This is a genomic window from Serratia sp. G204Y (genome assembly GCF_051172435.1).
Lineage (GTDB): Bacteria > Pseudomonadota > Gammaproteobacteria > Enterobacterales > Enterobacteriaceae > Serratia > Serratia sarumanii.
The window spans coordinates 182,753-197,262 of sequence record NZ_JBPIZA010000003.1 but is presented as its reverse complement, the minus strand read 5'-3'; the positions used below and the strand labels follow the sequence as shown (position 1 = coordinate 197,262).

Annotated in this window: 12 protein-coding genes and 4 tRNA genes; 4 read left to right on the top strand and 12 right to left on the bottom strand. The window is 59.4% G+C overall.

Translation table 11 applies throughout. From position 1 onward, the window contains the following. The first annotated feature begins 177 nt into the window (after positions 1 to 177). Genes hemC through hemY form a run of 4 tightly spaced genes read left to right on the top strand, consistent with a single transcriptional unit; the run spans position 178 to position 4,203 of the window. Positions 178 to 1,119 carry a hydroxymethylbilane synthase gene (gene hemC / locus ACSBQQ_RS17935; protein WP_004934233.1) on the top strand — a complete coding sequence of 314 codons (942 nt, stop codon included), beginning with the start codon at positions 178 to 180 and terminating at the stop codon, positions 1,117 to 1,119. Next, positions 1,116 to 1,856, top strand: a complete 741-nt coding sequence (hemD, locus tag ACSBQQ_RS17930; protein WP_060388291.1) for a uroporphyrinogen-III synthase — start codon at positions 1,116 to 1,118, stop codon at positions 1,854 to 1,856. Before hemC ends, hemD begins: the two co-directional genes overlap by 4 nt. A 22-nt stretch (positions 1,857 to 1,878) precedes the next feature. After that, the gene (hemX, locus tag ACSBQQ_RS17925) at positions 1,879 to 3,003 is read left to right on the top strand and encodes a uroporphyrinogen-III C-methyltransferase (protein WP_033636648.1); all 1,125 of its coding nucleotides are present in this window, start codon (positions 1,879 to 1,881) and stop codon (positions 3,001 to 3,003) included. Between the two features lie 3 nt (positions 3,004 to 3,006). Continuing rightward, positions 3,007 to 4,203: a protoheme IX biogenesis protein HemY gene (gene hemY / locus ACSBQQ_RS17920; RefSeq protein WP_033649634.1), complete on the top strand. Its 1,197-nt coding sequence runs from the start codon at positions 3,007 to 3,009 to the stop codon at positions 4,201 to 4,203. A gap of 721 nt (positions 4,204 to 4,924) precedes the next feature. On the opposite strand, the gene ACSBQQ_RS17915 is transcribed toward hemY, so the two are convergent. The 12 genes from ACSBQQ_RS17915 to rfbA all read right to left on the bottom strand — a co-directional run bounded on the left by ACSBQQ_RS17915 (position 4,925) and on the right by rfbA (position 14,480). Next, positions 4,925 to 5,001 (bottom strand) — tRNA-Pro (locus tag ACSBQQ_RS17915). 74 nt (positions 5,002 to 5,075) lie between these two features. Then, a tRNA-Leu gene (locus tag ACSBQQ_RS17910) sits at positions 5,076 to 5,162 on the bottom strand. Between the two features lie 41 nt (positions 5,163 to 5,203). Further along, a tRNA-His gene (locus ACSBQQ_RS17905) sits at positions 5,204 to 5,279 on the bottom strand. Between the two features lie 59 nt (positions 5,280 to 5,338). Continuing rightward, positions 5,339 to 5,415: transfer RNA gene (locus ACSBQQ_RS17900), tRNA-Arg, on the bottom strand. A 135-nt stretch (positions 5,416 to 5,550) separates the two neighbouring features. After that, positions 5,551 to 6,954, bottom strand: coding sequence for a bifunctional threonine/serine APC transporter ThrP (gene thrP, locus ACSBQQ_RS17895; RefSeq protein WP_033649864.1), 1,404 nt, complete (start codon positions 6,952 to 6,954; stop codon positions 5,551 to 5,553). 365 nt (positions 6,955 to 7,319) lie between these two features. Then, positions 7,320 to 8,060, bottom strand: coding sequence for a lipopolysaccharide N-acetylmannosaminouronosyltransferase (gene wecG / locus ACSBQQ_RS17890; protein WP_060429082.1), 741 nt, complete (start codon positions 8,058 to 8,060; stop codon positions 7,320 to 7,322). A gap of 14 nt (positions 8,061 to 8,074) precedes the next feature. Continuing rightward, positions 8,075 to 9,442, bottom strand: a complete 1,368-nt coding sequence (wzyE, locus tag ACSBQQ_RS17885; RefSeq protein WP_033649865.1) for an ECA oligosaccharide polymerase — start codon at positions 9,440 to 9,442, stop codon at positions 8,075 to 8,077. Then, positions 9,439 to 10,524: a TDP-N-acetylfucosamine:lipid II N-acetylfucosaminyltransferase gene (locus ACSBQQ_RS17880; RefSeq protein ID WP_060429080.1), complete on the bottom strand. Its 1,086-nt coding sequence runs from the start codon at positions 10,522 to 10,524 to the stop codon at positions 9,439 to 9,441. The genes wzyE and ACSBQQ_RS17880 overlap by 4 nt, the downstream gene beginning before the upstream one ends. Continuing rightward, entirely contained in the window at positions 10,521 to 11,771 is a 1,251-nt protein-coding gene (wzxE, locus tag ACSBQQ_RS17875) for a lipid III flippase WzxE (protein ID WP_033649867.1), read from the bottom strand. Before wzxE ends, ACSBQQ_RS17880 begins: the two co-directional genes overlap by 4 nt. Before the next feature lies 1 nt (position 11,772). Beyond that, the gene (rffA, locus tag ACSBQQ_RS17870; protein ID WP_060429078.1) at positions 11,773 to 12,903 is read right to left on the bottom strand and encodes a dTDP-4-amino-4,6-dideoxygalactose transaminase; all 1,131 of its coding nucleotides are present in this window, start codon (positions 12,901 to 12,903) and stop codon (positions 11,773 to 11,775) included. After that, positions 12,890 to 13,621 carry a dTDP-4-amino-4,6-dideoxy-D-galactose acyltransferase gene (rffC, locus tag ACSBQQ_RS17865; RefSeq protein WP_033649869.1) on the bottom strand — a complete coding sequence of 244 codons (732 nt, stop codon included), beginning with the start codon at positions 13,619 to 13,621 and terminating at the stop codon, positions 12,890 to 12,892. Before rffC ends, rffA begins: the two co-directional genes overlap by 14 nt. After that, complete coding sequence (gene rfbA / locus ACSBQQ_RS17860) at positions 13,599 to 14,480, bottom strand: glucose-1-phosphate thymidylyltransferase RfbA (protein WP_033649870.1); 882 nt, start codon at positions 14,478 to 14,480, stop codon at positions 13,599 to 13,601. Before rfbA ends, rffC begins: the two co-directional genes overlap by 23 nt. Positions 14,481 to 14,510: the final 30 nt, after the last annotated feature.

The following is a 14,510-nucleotide window of genomic DNA, read 5'->3' as shown; positions in this document are numbered from 1 at the left end:
ACGCTTCACAATTATTGTAGCGCTTCCCTAAACGATTTACCCGCAGTGTTAACTGCCCCAAAGCACATCACACGTCCCTTTGATTCCGTTGTCCTTTTTCCGCCTCCGGCTTCTTGCACTGACAGTATTGGCTCTCAGTGGTAGGATGGATGGCGAAATATAAAAACGGTAACAAGCATGTTAGACAAAATTATTCGAATTGCCACCCGACAAAGCCCGCTTGCACTCTGGCAAGCACATTATGTGCAGCAACGTCTGATGGCCTGCCATCCCGGCCTGCAGGTCGAGTTGGTGCCGATGGTGACGCGCGGCGACGTTATTCTGGATACGCCGCTGGCGAAAGTCGGCGGTAAAGGCCTGTTTGTTAAAGAACTCGAGCTGGCGCTGCTGGAAGGCCGCGCCGACATCGCCGTGCACTCGATGAAAGACGTGCCGGTCGATTTCCCCGCCGGCCTGGGTTTGACCACCATTTGCGAACGCGAAGATCCGCGCGACGCTTTTGTTTCCAACCGTTTCGCCTCGCTCGATCAACTGCCGCAGGGCAGCGTGGTCGGCACTTCCAGCCTGCGCCGCCAGTGCCAGCTGCGTGAACGCCGCCCGGATCTGATCGTGCGCGACCTGCGCGGCAACGTCGGCACTCGCCTGGCCAAGTTGGACAACGGCGACTATGACGCAATTATTCTGGCGGTGGCCGGCCTGAAACGCCTGGGGCTGGAGCAACGCATCCGCAGCCCGCTGAGCGCCGAAGAGTGCCTGCCGGCGGTCGGCCAAGGTGCGGTCGGCATTGAATGCCGTCTCGACGACAGCGTCACCCGCGCGCTGCTGGCGCCGCTGAACCATGCGGCCACCGAAACACGCGTGCGCGCCGAACGGGCGATGAACACCCGTCTGGAAGGCGGCTGCCAGGTGCCGATCGGCAGCTATGCCGAACTGGATGGCGACAGCCTGTGGCTGCGTGCCCTGGTCGGCGCGCCGGACGGTAGCCAGATGGTGCGCGGCGAGCGCCGCGGCCCGGCCGCCGAGGCCGAACGGATGGGCGTTGAGCTGGCGGAAGAGCTGCTGGCGCGCGGCGCGCGCGAGATCCTGCGCGAAGTTTATCAGGGAAATCCGCCGGCATGACGATCCTGGTAACCCGCCCATCGCCTTCGGGAGAACAGTTAGTGAGCCGGCTGCGCGCACTCGGCCGGGTTGCCTATCATGCACCGCTGATCGACTTCGCCCCCGGTGGCGATCTGCCGCAGCTGCCGCAGGCGTTGCAGCAGTTGAACGCCGGCGATCTGGTGTTCGTGCTGTCGCAGCATTCGGTGAACTATGCCGATTCGGTCATCGGCCGCGCCGGGCTGAGCTGGCCCGCGCACCTGAATTATTACGCCATCGGCCGCACCACCGGGCTGGCGCTGCACCGCATCAGCAGTTTGCCGGTGGAATACCCGCGCGAACGCGAGATCAGCGAAACGCTGCTGCTGCTGCCGGCGCTGCAAAAGCTGGCGGGCAAACGCGCGCTGATTTTGCGCGGCAACGGCGGCCGCGAGTTGCTGGGCACGACGCTGAGCGAGCGCGGCGCCGACGTCAGCTATTATGAATGCTATCAACGCAGCCCCGTGCACTACGACGGCAGCGAGCAGAGCGCCCACTGGCAGCGCGCCGGTGTGGATACGCTGGTGGTGACCAGCGGTGAAATGTTACAACAGCTCTATACTTTAGTTCCTGATTACTATCGTTCTTCATGGCTGCTGCGTTGCCGCCTGGTAGTAGTGAGCGAACGCCTGGCTACCCTCGCCCGGGATTTGGGCTGGCGTACGATTCGGGTAGCTGACAACGCCGATAATGACGCGCTGATCCGCGCACTACAATAATCTGACTATGGGATGTGCCACTATGACGGAACAAAATACCCCATCCGCCCCGGTTGAAGAGCCAACCACCGCGGTTGAGAGCTCCCAGCAGCCAGCCGCTGCCAGCCGCAAAGGCAAGAACACCGGCCCGGTGCTCGGCGCGATCGCTATCGTGCTGGTCATCGCCCTCGGCGCGGGCGGCTATTACCACACGCACCAGCAGGCGCAACAGCTGATCGCCGCCAATCAGGCGCTGCAGCAGCAGCTTGAAGGCGTGAAGCAGAGCCAGCAGCAGGAAAGAAACGCGCTGGAAGGCCTGTTGCAGCAGCAGGGTAAAACCCTGGACGCCGCCGATCGCGAGCAGGCTAACCTCGCGCGCCAACTGAGCGAGCTGCAGGAAAAAGTGGCGACCATCTCCGGCAGCGACGCCAAAACCTGGCTGCTGGCGCAGGCCGATTTCCTGGTGAAAATGGCCGGCCGCAAGCTGTGGAGCGATCAGGACGTGACCAGCGCCGCCGCGCTGCTGAAAAGCGCCGACGCCAGCCTGGCTGACATGAACGATCCTAGCCTGCTCGACGTGCGCCGCGCCATTACCGAAGACATCGGCACGCTTGCTACGCTGACCCAGGTCGATTACGACGGCATCATCCTCAAGGTCAATCAGCTGTCCAATCAGGTGGATAACCTGCGCTTGGCGGACAACGACACCGACGAAGCGCCGATGGATCAAAACAGCAGCGAGCTCTCCGGTTCGATCGCCGAGTGGCGGCAGAACCTGGCCAAGAGCTGGCGCAATTTCATGGCCGACTTCATTACCATCCGCCGCCGCGACGCCAGCGCCGAACCGCTGCTGGCGCCGAACCAGGACATCTACCTGCGCGAAAACATCCGTTCGCGCCTGCTGGTGGCCGCGCAGGCCATCCCGCGCCACCAGAACGAGACCTACAAGCAATCGCTGGAAACCGTCTCCACCTGGGTGCGCGCCTATTTCGACACCACCGATCCGGCGACCAAGGCCTTCCTGGAAGAGCTGGACAGCCTGAGCCAACAGTCGATCTCGATGGACGTGCCGGATCAGCTGAAAAGCCAGCCGCTGCTGGAAAAAGTGATGCAGACCCGGGTGCGCAACCTGATGACCCAGTCCCCTGCCGCTCACCAGGAGGGTTAAGCCATGTTACGCGTGCTATTTCTGTTCCTGGTGGTGATCGCCAGCGTGGTGCTCGGGCCGATGTTGGCCGGGCATCAAGGCTATGTGCTGATCCAGACCGACAACTACAATATCGAAACCAGCGTCACCGGCCTGGCGATCATGCTGGTGCTGCTGTTCGTGGTGCTGCTGGCGATCGAGTGGATCCTGCGCCGTCTCTTCCGCACCGGCGCCCGCACGCGCGGTTGGTTTATCGGCCGCAAGCGCACTCGCGCGCGCCAGCAAACCAAAGCCGCGCTGATCAAGCTGGCGGAAGGCGACTACAAGCAGGTCGAGAAGCTGATGACGCGCAACGCCGATCACGCCGAACAGCCGGTGGTGAACTACCTGCTGGCCGCCGAGGCCGCACAGCAACGCGGCGATGATTTCCGCACCAACCAATATCTGGAGCGCGCTGCCGAAGCGGCCGACACCGATCAGCTGCCGGTGGATATCACCCGGGTTCGCATCCAGCTGGCGCAGGGCGAGAACCATGCCGCGCGCCACGGCGTCGATCGCCTGCTGAACCAGGCGCCGCGTCATCCGGAAGTATTGCGCCTGGCGGAACAAGCCTATCTGCGCACCGGCGCCTATGCGTCGCTGCTGGAAGTGCTGCCGTCGATGCGTAAAATCGAACTCCACAGCGAAGAGCAACTGCAGGCATTGCAGCAGCAGGCTTATATCGGGCTGATGAATCAGGCGATGGCGGACGAAGGCAGCGAAGGCCTGAAGCGCTGGTGGAAAGATCAGAGCCGCAAGACGCGTCACGAAGTGCCGCTGCAAATCGCGATGGTGGAACACCTGATCGAATGCAACGACCACGAACTGGCGCAGGAGATCGTGCTCGACAGCCTGAAGCGCCAATACGACGAGCGCCTGGTGCTGCTGCTGCCGCGGCTGAAGTCCGGCAACCCCGAGCAGTTGGAGAAAGCGCTGCGCCAGCAGATGAAGCAGCACGGCGCGACGCCGCTGCTGAACAGCACGCTGGGGCAGTTGCTGATGAAACACGGCGAATGGCAGCAGGCGGCCGACGTCTTCCGCGAAGCGCTGAAACAGCGCCCGGATGCCTACGACTACGCCTGGTTGGCCGATACGCTGGAAAAACTGCATCGTTCGGATGAAGCGGCGCAGATGCGGCGCGAAGGACTGATGTTGACGCTGAAACAGAACGGCGGCGAATAGCGCCCTGCACGATTGAAGAACAGCGCGGCTCTTGATGCCGCGCTTTTTTTTGCCAGTTAACATCCTGAGGCGCAAAAAAAACACTTGCCGTAGGGCAAGTGTATAAAGAAGCAATCAGGTCTAGGACAACAGGGGCGGTGCCTCACTCAACGTTTTGCCCTGAGCGTGATGACGGGTTAGTCATCGTTCTCGTGGGCGATAGGCACCCTAAATCGGCTCTGCGTCATTCCCAGGGTTTATGAGGCCTAAGGCGAACATAAGAGGTGGAATGAGCATCTACGCTATTGATATTGCACTTGGCGTGCCAACTTTAAGGCTGAGGCCATTCCCAATAAAAAACGGGTCTCAATGCATTGAAATATATTAATTTTTAATTTAACCCTGTCTTTCCTGTTATATGCCACTCTCTGGCATTCCATACCAGCAGCCGTAATAAGAATGTCGCCTCAAAACGACGACTTAAGCCAAAGCCCATTTTATCTTTTTAAATCAATCAATTATTTGTCTCAGCCTGACGACAGCGCTGGATGGCGCTGTCGCTGAAAACCAACACGCTTGCCGACAGAGACAAAGTGCCCATCCTTAGATACGCAAAAAGCCCGCGCATTGCTGCACGGGCCTACCTTCGTCTCGCTTCGCGAGGTTCGAACCTCCTGCGGAGGTACTCATCCTCATAAACTGCAGGCGTAAAAAAACCGACTTGCGTCGGTTTTTTTGAAAGTGGTCGGCGAGAGAGGATTCGAACCTCCGACCCACTGGTCCCAAACCAGTTGCGCTACCAAGCTGCGCTACTCGCCGATTTGTGTTGCTCATACTACCCGATTTATCAGACCATTGTCCATATAAATCTTATATTTATCAGATATTTTGCGTGGTGCGAAGAGAGGGACTTGAACCCTCACGTCCGTAAGAACACTAACACCTGAAGCTAGCGCGTCTACCAATTCCGCCACCTTCGCACTGTCAAAAAATACTGCTAAATCGTCACTTCGTCAGGAAGTGGGGTGGCTAATGGGACTCGAACCCACGACAACTGGAATCACAATCCAGGGCTCTACCAACTGAGCTATAGCCACCATTACTACTTCTTACTCACGCGGTAATATACCACCGCAGCTCCTGCGCACAAACTTAATGGCGCGCCCGACAGGATTCGAACCTGAGACCTCTGCCTCCGGAGGGCAGCGCTCTATCCAGCTGAGCTACGGGCGCGTAGCGCCGTTGCGGGAGGGGATACTACGGATTTACGCCAATCCTGTCTAGTGCTTTTTCGCAGAAATGTTGCGTTTGATTACGCTTTGCTCACTCCCGCGCACAAAAGCGCACTCCGTAGCCCCTTTTCGCCGTTTATTGGCGCGTTTCTACCCGATTTTCAACCGGATGATGTTTCTTGTGCATGCCGAAAGCGAAGTAGCACAGGCTGACGCCGGCTAAGAAAATCGCCCCGACCAGCAGGGAAATGCGCGTATCCGGGTTGATTCCCATGCCGACCAGCACGCAAACCAGAAAAGCAATGGTCAGATAGTTCACATACGGGAACATGATCGACTTAAAGCTGTGGTTTTTGATCGCTTCCTTATGGGCGCGGCGGAAATAGAGTTGGCTTATCAGCACCACGAACCACGGCACCATGCCCGGCAGCACGCTCGCGCTGTAGACATAAACGAACACCTGCTCCGGATTCGGGATGATGTAGTTCAGCGCGGAGCCCACCAACAGGCAGCCGATGGTGACGGCGATGCAGTTCACCGGCACGCCGCTGGCGGAAAGCTTGGTGAGCGCCGCCGGCAGTTGGCGGTTCTTGGCCAGGGCGTACAGCATGCGGCCGCCGCTGTACATGCCGCTGTTGCAACCGGAGAGCGCGGCGGTCAACACCACGAAGTTGATGATGCCGGCGGCGGCAACGATGCCGATCTTGGCGAAGGTCAGCACGAACGGGCTGCCGGTGGTGCCGATGCCGTTCCACGGGAAGATGGTGACAATGACGAAGATCGCACCGACATAGAAGATCAGGATGCGCCACAGGATATTGTTGATCGCGCGTTTCAGCGTCACCTGCGGGTTCTTGGCTTCCCCGGCGGTGATGCCCACCAGTTCAACCCCCTGATAGGACGCCACCACGATGCACAGCGCAAACAGGAAGCCTTTCCAGCCGCCGGCAAAGAAACCGCCGTGCGCCGTCAAATTGGCGAAACCGATAGGTTCACCGCCGTTGCCGAAGCCGAAGAAGATCACCCCCAGCCCCACCAGAATCATCACGATGATGGTGGTGACCTTGATCATGGCGAACCAGAACTCCAGCTCACCGTACAGGCGCACCGCCGCCAGGTTGGCCAACGCGACCATCGCCACGGCGATCAGCGCCGGCACCCACTGCGGTATTTCCGGGAACCAGAACTGTACATACACCCCGATGGCGGTGATTTCAGAAATGCCGACGGCAATCCACATAAACCAGTAGCCCCAGGCGGTCAGGTAACCGAAGTAGGGATTCATGTACTTATGCGCGTAAACGGCAAACGACCCGGCGACCGGCTCGAGGAACAGCATTTCCCCCATCGAACGCATAATGAAGAACACGAACAGCCCGGCGATAATGTAAGCCAGCAGCACCGACGGCCCCGCCCATTTCAGCGTACTGGCCGAGCCCATAAACAGGCCGACACCGATGGTGCCCCCCAGAGCGATAAGCTCGATATGCCGGGCCTCAAGGCCCCGGTGTAGCCCTTGCGGTTTCTCTTTGTGTGCCATAAATCCTCAATAATTTTTCTCGGGTCGTGTTTGCCTGCCGGCCGCTGCCGGTCGTTATTGTCATTATTAAAAGAATAAATCATCCCCTGCCGATCGGATTGGCATCAACGGGTTGTCGGAGCGAAGTGACCGTGAGAAGGACATCGTTCAGCGCTGTCGCATCAAGCTTCAGCGGCCAGGGATAATTTCCGGGCGGTATCGTTTCGCATTTCGTCGCTATAAGCAAACCGCAATTTAAAACTTTATGGAATAAATGCGACGACGTTTAGGGCCGAGGGTTATAGATATGCGGGAGAAACGCGCAAAAGCAGATTATTGGTACAGCAGACCGGAGCGGAACAGCACTTTCCGCCCCGGATGAGGGGTTACATCTTGCCGCTGTAGTAGTAGCCGACAAACTTCAACAGCTTCAACTGCCGGCCGATGCGGCTGGGTTGGCTGAGCAGGCGGTAGAGCCATTCCAGACCGAGGTTCTGCCACACCTTGGGCGCACGCTTCACATGGCCGGTAAAGACGTCGTAGGTGCCGCCCACGCCCATATACAGCGCCTGCGGATGCACCTTGCGGCAGTCGCGCATCAGAATCTCCTGCTTCGGCGATCCCATCGCCACCGTCACGATCGCGGCGCCGCTGGCACGAATACGCTCGAACAGCGCCTCGCGCTGATCCGGTTTGAAGTAGCCGTCCTGGCTGCCCACCAGGTTGACATTCCACTGGCTGCGCAGCTTTTGCTCGGTTTCCGCCAAAACCTCCGGCTTGCCGCCGACCAGGAAGACCGGCGTGCCTTCACGGCCGGCGCGTTGCATCAAGGCTTCCCACAGATCGGCGCCCGCAACGCGCGAAACGTCCGCCGCCGGGTATTTGCGGCGAATCGAGCGCACCATGCTGATGCCGTCGGCGTACTTGTACTCCGCCTCATCCAGCAACGCATGCAGCGCCTGGTCCTCTTCCGCCTTCAGGATCTTTTCCGCGTTCATGGCCACCAGCGTGCCCTGTTTTACCCGGCCGTCGTCGAACAAAAAGTCCATGCAGTGCGCCATATCGCGAAAGCCCCACAGGCTGAAACCGCGCAGCTCATACTGCGGCACCGAAATCTTTGCTTCCATCGTTCTCATTACCCTTACAAAAGACCGTTGGCCCGAGGCGGCGACGCCAGCGCGCGGGTGCGCGTCACTCTGGCCTTGATCAGCCCGGCGGTATCGAACAGCCAATACAGCAACTTCGCCAGCACCAGACAGGCGCCGAAAATAATGCAGAAGAACACCACGCGCGACACGAATGAATCCACCCCTTCCCGCGCCAACACGATCATGTTGAACACCGCGCCGAAGCAGAACCCCTGCAGAATGGCCGCCTTATAGCGGTTCGGCTCGGTTTTGCCCAGCTCATACAGCCAGTCGAACCACTTGATGATCATGCCCACCAGAATCGCGCCGAGCGGGATAAACAGCGCGCCGCCCATCACCACCAGCGAACCGATCAGCGTCGGCGAAATCGCCAGCCCGGAGTGGTTGTTCAGCACTTCCCAGGTGAAGTAGTTGGCCGAGTTCAGCACCACGTCCGGCCGGCCGGGCCAGAGCCAGGTAGGGATAAAGACGTAGAAATCACGCAAGATCGGCGCCAGGCCCTGGAAATCGATCTTGTCGTAATTTTGCAACAGCAGCGCCAGGTTTTCCCACGGCGAGAAGGTATCGCGGGTCAGGTAGAGGAAGGTATAAAACGCCTCCGCGCCGCTGACGTCCAGGCTGTAGCGCTTCAACGCCAGCCAGAACATGCCGACCACGCCGAATATGCCCGCCGCCGCCAGCATCCACAGCGTGATCCAGCCGCGCACGATGCCGATAAACAGGAACAGCGCGAAGGCGATGATGATGTTGGCGCGGGTGCCGCCGACGATCACGTAGGTCAGAATGCCGAACGCCACCGTCGCCACCAGGAACAAGAACCAGGCGCGCAGATCCTGCCGCAGGAAATAGACCACCAGCATCGCCGGAATGAAGAAGTAAAAGAACCGCTTGAGCGCCACGCCGGACACGTCGCTTGAGAAGATCTGGCTGTAGGAATTGAGCTTGAACAGCAGGAAGCCGTTCTGCATGAAGAAGATCCCAACGGTACCGATCGCCACCAGCGCCAGCAGCACCCAGGTCATATGGGTTTCCACCCGGTTCATGGTAAACAGCGCAGCGCGCGGCTGCGTGCGGCGCTTGCGCAGCCGGGTCTTGTAGGTAACGTAATAGATGGCGTAAAACGCCGTCGCCGACAGCAGGGCGTACAGCAGAAACTCCACCGGCACTACCTCGACGTCAAACTGGAACACCAGCAGGCAGGTCAAAGGAAAACCGAAATAAAACGTCAGCAAATACAGCAGCGAGAAGAAGACGTTGAAGTTAAAGCGCACGCGCCGAAACTCCTGATAGGTCAGCGTCAGGATAAACGTCAGGCTGACCAGATAGACGACGAACAGGCCGCCGAATTGCGCCAACGTCATGAGTGCTCTCCCGCCGCCAACGCCAGGGCTCGCTGCCAACCGTCGACATAGTTCGGATTGAAGAAGGCGATCGCCTGTTTATCCACCGCCGCCAGCTGACGCTGCGCTTCACGCACCACCGCCTCGTCCAGCGAATCGCCGTAGAACAGCACCGGCAGATGCTGTTCCGCCAAATCCTGCCAGAACGGGTTTTGCCGGCTGAGCACGAAAGGCACGCCGAACTGAATCAGCAGGCACAAGGTGCCAATCCCCTGCTGGCGATTGAAAATGAAATAGCCGAGATCGCAAGCGCGCAGAATATTGAGATAATCCTCAAACGCCACCTGCTGCGTGAGCAGCTGCAGGTTTTTCTCGCCGAACAGCGGCAACCCGGCGGCGCGCACCTGCTCGATGTAGGTATCGTTATTGCCCGGATAACCCATCGGCAGGATCACGCGCACGTCGGCGCCGAACTGCTGATGAATCGCCTGCAGCGCTTCGATATGCCGATTGCTGCGATCGCCGGAGTTACCCACCAGAATCGTCATCGGCCCGGCCAGGTTTTTCTCGACGTGAACGTCGGTCAGCGCCGGATCCATGCGGGTCGGGAAGTACAGCAGCGAGGCCGGCACCCGCGCATGGCGCTGCTGGTAGTGGATCACGTCGCCGCGGGTAGCAAACACGTTCCCTACTCGCCCCTGCGCAATGCGGCGCAGCAGATAGAACAGCCGGAATTTCCAGCTGGTGGCGTCTTCATACAGATCGGCGCCCCAAATATGCCAACTGACCTGACGCGCCTTGATCTTGCCGCTCAGCAGCGCCAGCCACAGCCCCGGATTGAACTGGCCGTGCAGGAAGAAGCGCGCATCGCGATCGGCCTGAGCGCGCGCGATGACCGCCGCCGCCAGGCTTTTCTTGTCTGCGTAGGGCTCAATGTTCAGGGCGGGGAAATCACCCAGTGCCGCCACATCCTTGGCCGCCACCATAAAATGCCGCGTCTGCTCAGCCGGCAAACGCGGCGCCAGCACGTCGTTGAAGAAGCGCAGCACCGTCTGGTTATGATGCGGGATATCGGATCCCAGAACGTGAATCAGTGTGGTCATACTCGTCTACGATAGATAAGAAATACGCAGCTACAGAGCGCGAAATACACGATGTAGGTTGCCATATAGGCCTGAGCCGCCCCCAGCGCGCCGTGCAGCGGGATCAGCCAGTGCGAGAACAGCGTCAGCAGCAGAAACTGGCTGACTTCCGTCAGGATATAGAAGCGCAGCGACGCTTTGGCGATCACCAGATAGCCGAACACATAAGCCCCGACTTTCAGCACGTCGCCCACCAGCTGCCAGGCAAACAGATCGCGCATGGCGACGAATTTATCCGAGAACAGCAGCCAGATGGCGAAATCACGCAGCAGCCACACCGTAAAGCTCGCCGCCGCTACCGCCGGCAGCACGAATTTCAACGAGCGCACGATCTCCCGCGAGATGGCGCCCTTGTCCGTCAGCCGCGACAGCGTCGGCAGCAGATAGACGGTAAACGAGGCGGTGATGAACTGCAGATAGGCATCGGAAATGCTGCTGACGCCCTGCCAGATCCCCACTTCATCCCAACCGTAATGCGCGGCCAACAGGTTACGCATCATCACATAGGCCACCGGCAGCGTCACCGAAGTGATCAGCGCCATGACGGTGAACTTGCCGAGGTTGCCGGCCACGAGTTTGTCCCAGCGCGGCGCCAGGTAGCGCAACGGCAGCGTTTTGCGCCGCCACAGCATCAGCCCGGCCGGCAGCACCACCAACGCCGGCACCAGCGCCAGCCCCGCCAACGCGCCTTCATAACCGCCCAGCTTGAAGCACAGGTAATAAGCCACCACGCCGAGCAGGCTGCCGCCGATCACCGCCAGCGCATTGCCCATCGCGTCGCGATAGCCTTTCAGCACCGCCATAAACAGGTTGGCGTAGGCGATGCCCATCTGAATGAAAGCGACGGCGCGCACCACATCGACGTAATCGGCATGCCCGAACAGCCCGATGCTGATCGGTTCGGCGGCGAACAGAAACACCAGCGCCAGCAAGGTCGAAAAGCCCAGCACGATGCTCGACGCGGTGCCCACCGCCAGACGCAGACGCTGCGGATCCTGGTGGTACTCCGCCACGTATTTGGTGATACCGTTAAAAATGCCCGCGCCGGACAGCACGCCCAGCACGGTAATCAACTGGCGGAAGTTACCCGCCTGCCCCACCCCGCTGGGGCCAAACGCCACCGCCAGCAGTTTCACCACCAACAGCCCCACGCCGATTTTGATCAGCGTGGAGCCAGCGGTCCATATCGATGCTTTTGCCAACGACATATCAGGCAAAGAAACTCAGGATGGTATTGATTACCGTACGCTGATTGACATCAGACATATTGTAGAACAGCGGCAAGCGCACCAGGCGCGCGCTTTCCTGCGTGGTGTAACGATCTTCGCCGGCAAAGCGGCCAAAGCGTTCGCCGGCCGGGCAATCATGCAGCGGGATATAGTGGAACACCGCCATGATTTCGGCTTCCTTCAGGTAGTCGATAAAGGCCGTGCGCTCTTCGATATCGCGCAGCTTGATATAGAACATGTGCGCGTTATGCACGCAGTCGGCCGGGATTACCGGCAGTTCGATGCGGCCTGACCGGGCCAACGGCAGGAAGCAGTCGTAGTACTTCTGCCACAGAGCCAAACGGCGCTGGTTGATGCGCTCCGCCACTTCCAGCTGGCCCCACAGGTAGGCGGCCTGCAGGTCGGACATCAGATAGCTGGAACCGATGTCGCGCCAGGTATATTTGTCTACCTGGCCACGGAAGAACTGGCTGCGGTTGGTGCCTTTTTCGCGGATGACTTCCGCCCGATCGATCAGGGCCGGATCGTTCACCAGCGTCGCGCCGCCTTCGCCGCCGGCGGTGTAGTTTTTGGTTTCATGGAAGCTGAAGCAGCCGATATGGCCAATGGTGCCCAATGCCTTGCCTTTGTAGGTCGACATCACGCCCTGCGCGGCATCTTCCACCACGAACAGGTTATATTTCTTCGCCAGCGCCATGATGGTATCCATCTCGCAGGCCACGCCGGCATAGTGTACCGGCACAATCGCGCGGGTTTTATCGGTGATCGCCGCTTCGATTTTGGTTTCGTCGATGTTCATGGTGTCTGGACGCAGGTCGACGAACACCACTTTGGCGCCGCGCAGCACAAAGGCGTTGGCAGTGGAAACGAAGGTAAAGCTTGGCATGATCACTTCGTCACCCGGCTGGATATCCAGCAGAATGGCGGCCATTTCCAACGACGCGGTGCAGGAAGGCGTCAACAACACTTTCGCGCTGCCGAAACGCTGTTCCATCCACTGCTGGCAGCGGCGGGTGAAACCGCCGTCGCCGCACAATTTGCCGCTGCCCATGGCAGCCTGCATATATTCCAGTTCAGTGCCAACAACCGGTGGAGCGTTAAATGGAATCATGTCTACCTCTGTATAACCAGTACGCGGTGCTTTCAATCACGGCACCCTGTCGTTGATAGAGTCGTAATGCGGCGATATTGCCCACCTGGGTCGCAACCCGCAGGCGCTGCATCCCCTGCTGCCGACATTCGGCGATCGCCGCCGTCATCAGCCTGGCGCCCACGCCCCGGCCGGATGCGCCGGGGAACGCCGCCAACAGGCCAATGCGCATTTCCTGGCCGCCAATGTCACGCAGGCTGACAAAGCCTTCGGGTTGCCCCTGGCTATCCAGCACCAGCAAGCATTGATGATCAAAGGTGCCCTGCACCGCTTTTTCGATCCAGGCCGCATAGAATCGCCCGCTATCGGCGCGATCGTACCACGGGGCGCGAAATCGGCTGGCAGCGAACACCTCACCGGCGGCAGCGCGCAATGACGGGATGTCCTCGGGAACGGCCTGACGCACCGCAACCGCCGAAGCGGCATCGGCCATCGCGCTTTCAGGCGCAACGTTCACCACCAGGTCCACTTCCCCTTCGACCAGCCGGAATCCCAGCGTCGACAGCGCATCGGCCCATCCCAGGCGATAAGCGGGAATTTTGGCCTGCACCAACGCATAGGCATCCAAATCAGCCTCGGCTACGGGTGCCGCCGAGCTATCGAAATGTAATTTGGCGCTCTCTAATTGGAAGAAGTCGCTCTCCCAAACCAGCGGCTCAATACTGGCGTGGACGCGCATGCAGTAAATCCAGTAAATATTTGCCGTAACCGGTTTTGGCCAGCGTCTGAGCCGCGCGTTTTACGCCCTCATCATCCAGCCAGCCATTGCGCCAGGCGATCTCCTCGAGACAGGCGATTTTAAAGCCCTGGCGTTTTTCTACCGTCTGCACGAAGCTGCTGGCTTCCAGCAGACTGTCGTGCGTGCCGGTATCCAACCAGGCGAAACCACGCCCCAGCAGCTCGACGTTCAGCTCTCCGCGTTCCAGATACATCTGGTTAATGCTGGTGATTTCCAGCTCGCCGCGCTCCGAAGGCTTCACCTGTTTGGCAAACTCCACCACCTGGCTATCGTAGAAGTACAGGCCGGTCACCGCCCAGTTAGACTTCGGTTTAACCGGTTTTTCTTCGATCGACAGCGCGCGGAAGTGGTCGTCAAACTCCACCACGCCAAAGCGCTCGGGATCCATCACCTGATAGCCAAACACGGTCGCGCCGGTGGTGCGTGCTGCAACGCTTCTCAACTTGGGACTGAACCCCTGACCAAAGTAAATATTGTCGCCCAAAACCAGACAGCTCGGCTCACCGGCCAAAAATTCTTCACCGATCAAAAATGCTTGAGCCAGGCCATCGGGACTTGGCTGTTCGGCATAGCTGAGATTGATACCGAATGCTTCACCACTGCCCAAAAGCCGCTTGAATGAAGGCAGATCTTCCGGCGTGGAGATAATCAGAATATCTTTGATTCCCGCCAGCATCAGCACCGACAACGGATAATAGACCATCGGTTTGTCGTAGATCGGCAGCAGTTGCTTGGACACGCCGCGCGTGATCGGATGCAGACGCGTACCGGAACCGCCGGCCAGAATAATACCTTTCATACTTGCTCCAAAACCCGCCGCGCAGCCGCA

What these genes read in the sequence shown, in the direction of transcription:
- hemC (WP_004934233.1), top strand. Translation starts at nt 178, where the DNA reads ATGTTAGACAAAATTATTCGAATTGCCACCCGACAAAGCCCGCTTGCA.
- hemD (WP_060388291.1), top strand. Translation starts at nt 1,116, where the DNA reads ATGACGATCCTGGTAACCCGCCCATCGCCTTCGGGAGAACAGTTAGTG.
- hemX (WP_033636648.1), top strand. Translation starts at nt 1,879, where the DNA reads ATGACGGAACAAAATACCCCATCCGCCCCGGTTGAAGAGCCAACCACC.
- hemY (WP_033649634.1), top strand. Translation starts at nt 3,007, where the DNA reads ATGTTACGCGTGCTATTTCTGTTCCTGGTGGTGATCGCCAGCGTGGTG.
- thrP (WP_033649864.1), bottom strand. Translation starts at nt 6,954, where the DNA reads ATGGCACACAAAGAGAAACCGCAAGGGCTACACCGGGGCCTTGAGGCC.
- wecG (WP_060429082.1), bottom strand. Translation starts at nt 8,060, where the DNA reads ATGGAAGCAAAGATTTCGGTGCCGCAGTATGAGCTGCGCGGTTTCAGC.
- wzyE (WP_033649865.1), bottom strand. Translation starts at nt 9,442, where the DNA reads ATGACGTTGGCGCAATTCGGCGGCCTGTTCGTCGTCTATCTGGTCAGC.
- ACSBQQ_RS17880 (WP_060429080.1), bottom strand. Translation starts at nt 10,524, where the DNA reads ATGACCACACTGATTCACGTTCTGGGATCCGATATCCCGCATCATAAC.
- wzxE (WP_033649867.1), bottom strand. Translation starts at nt 11,771, where the DNA reads ATGTCGTTGGCAAAAGCATCGATATGGACCGCTGGCTCCACGCTGATC.
- rffA (WP_060429078.1), bottom strand. Translation starts at nt 12,903, where the DNA reads ATGATTCCATTTAACGCTCCACCGGTTGTTGGCACTGAACTGGAATAT.
- rffC (WP_033649869.1), bottom strand. Translation starts at nt 13,621, where the DNA reads ATGCGCGTCCACGCCAGTATTGAGCCGCTGGTTTGGGAGAGCGACTTC.
- rfbA (WP_033649870.1), bottom strand. Translation starts at nt 14,480, where the DNA reads ATGAAAGGTATTATTCTGGCCGGCGGTTCCGGTACGCGTCTGCATCCG.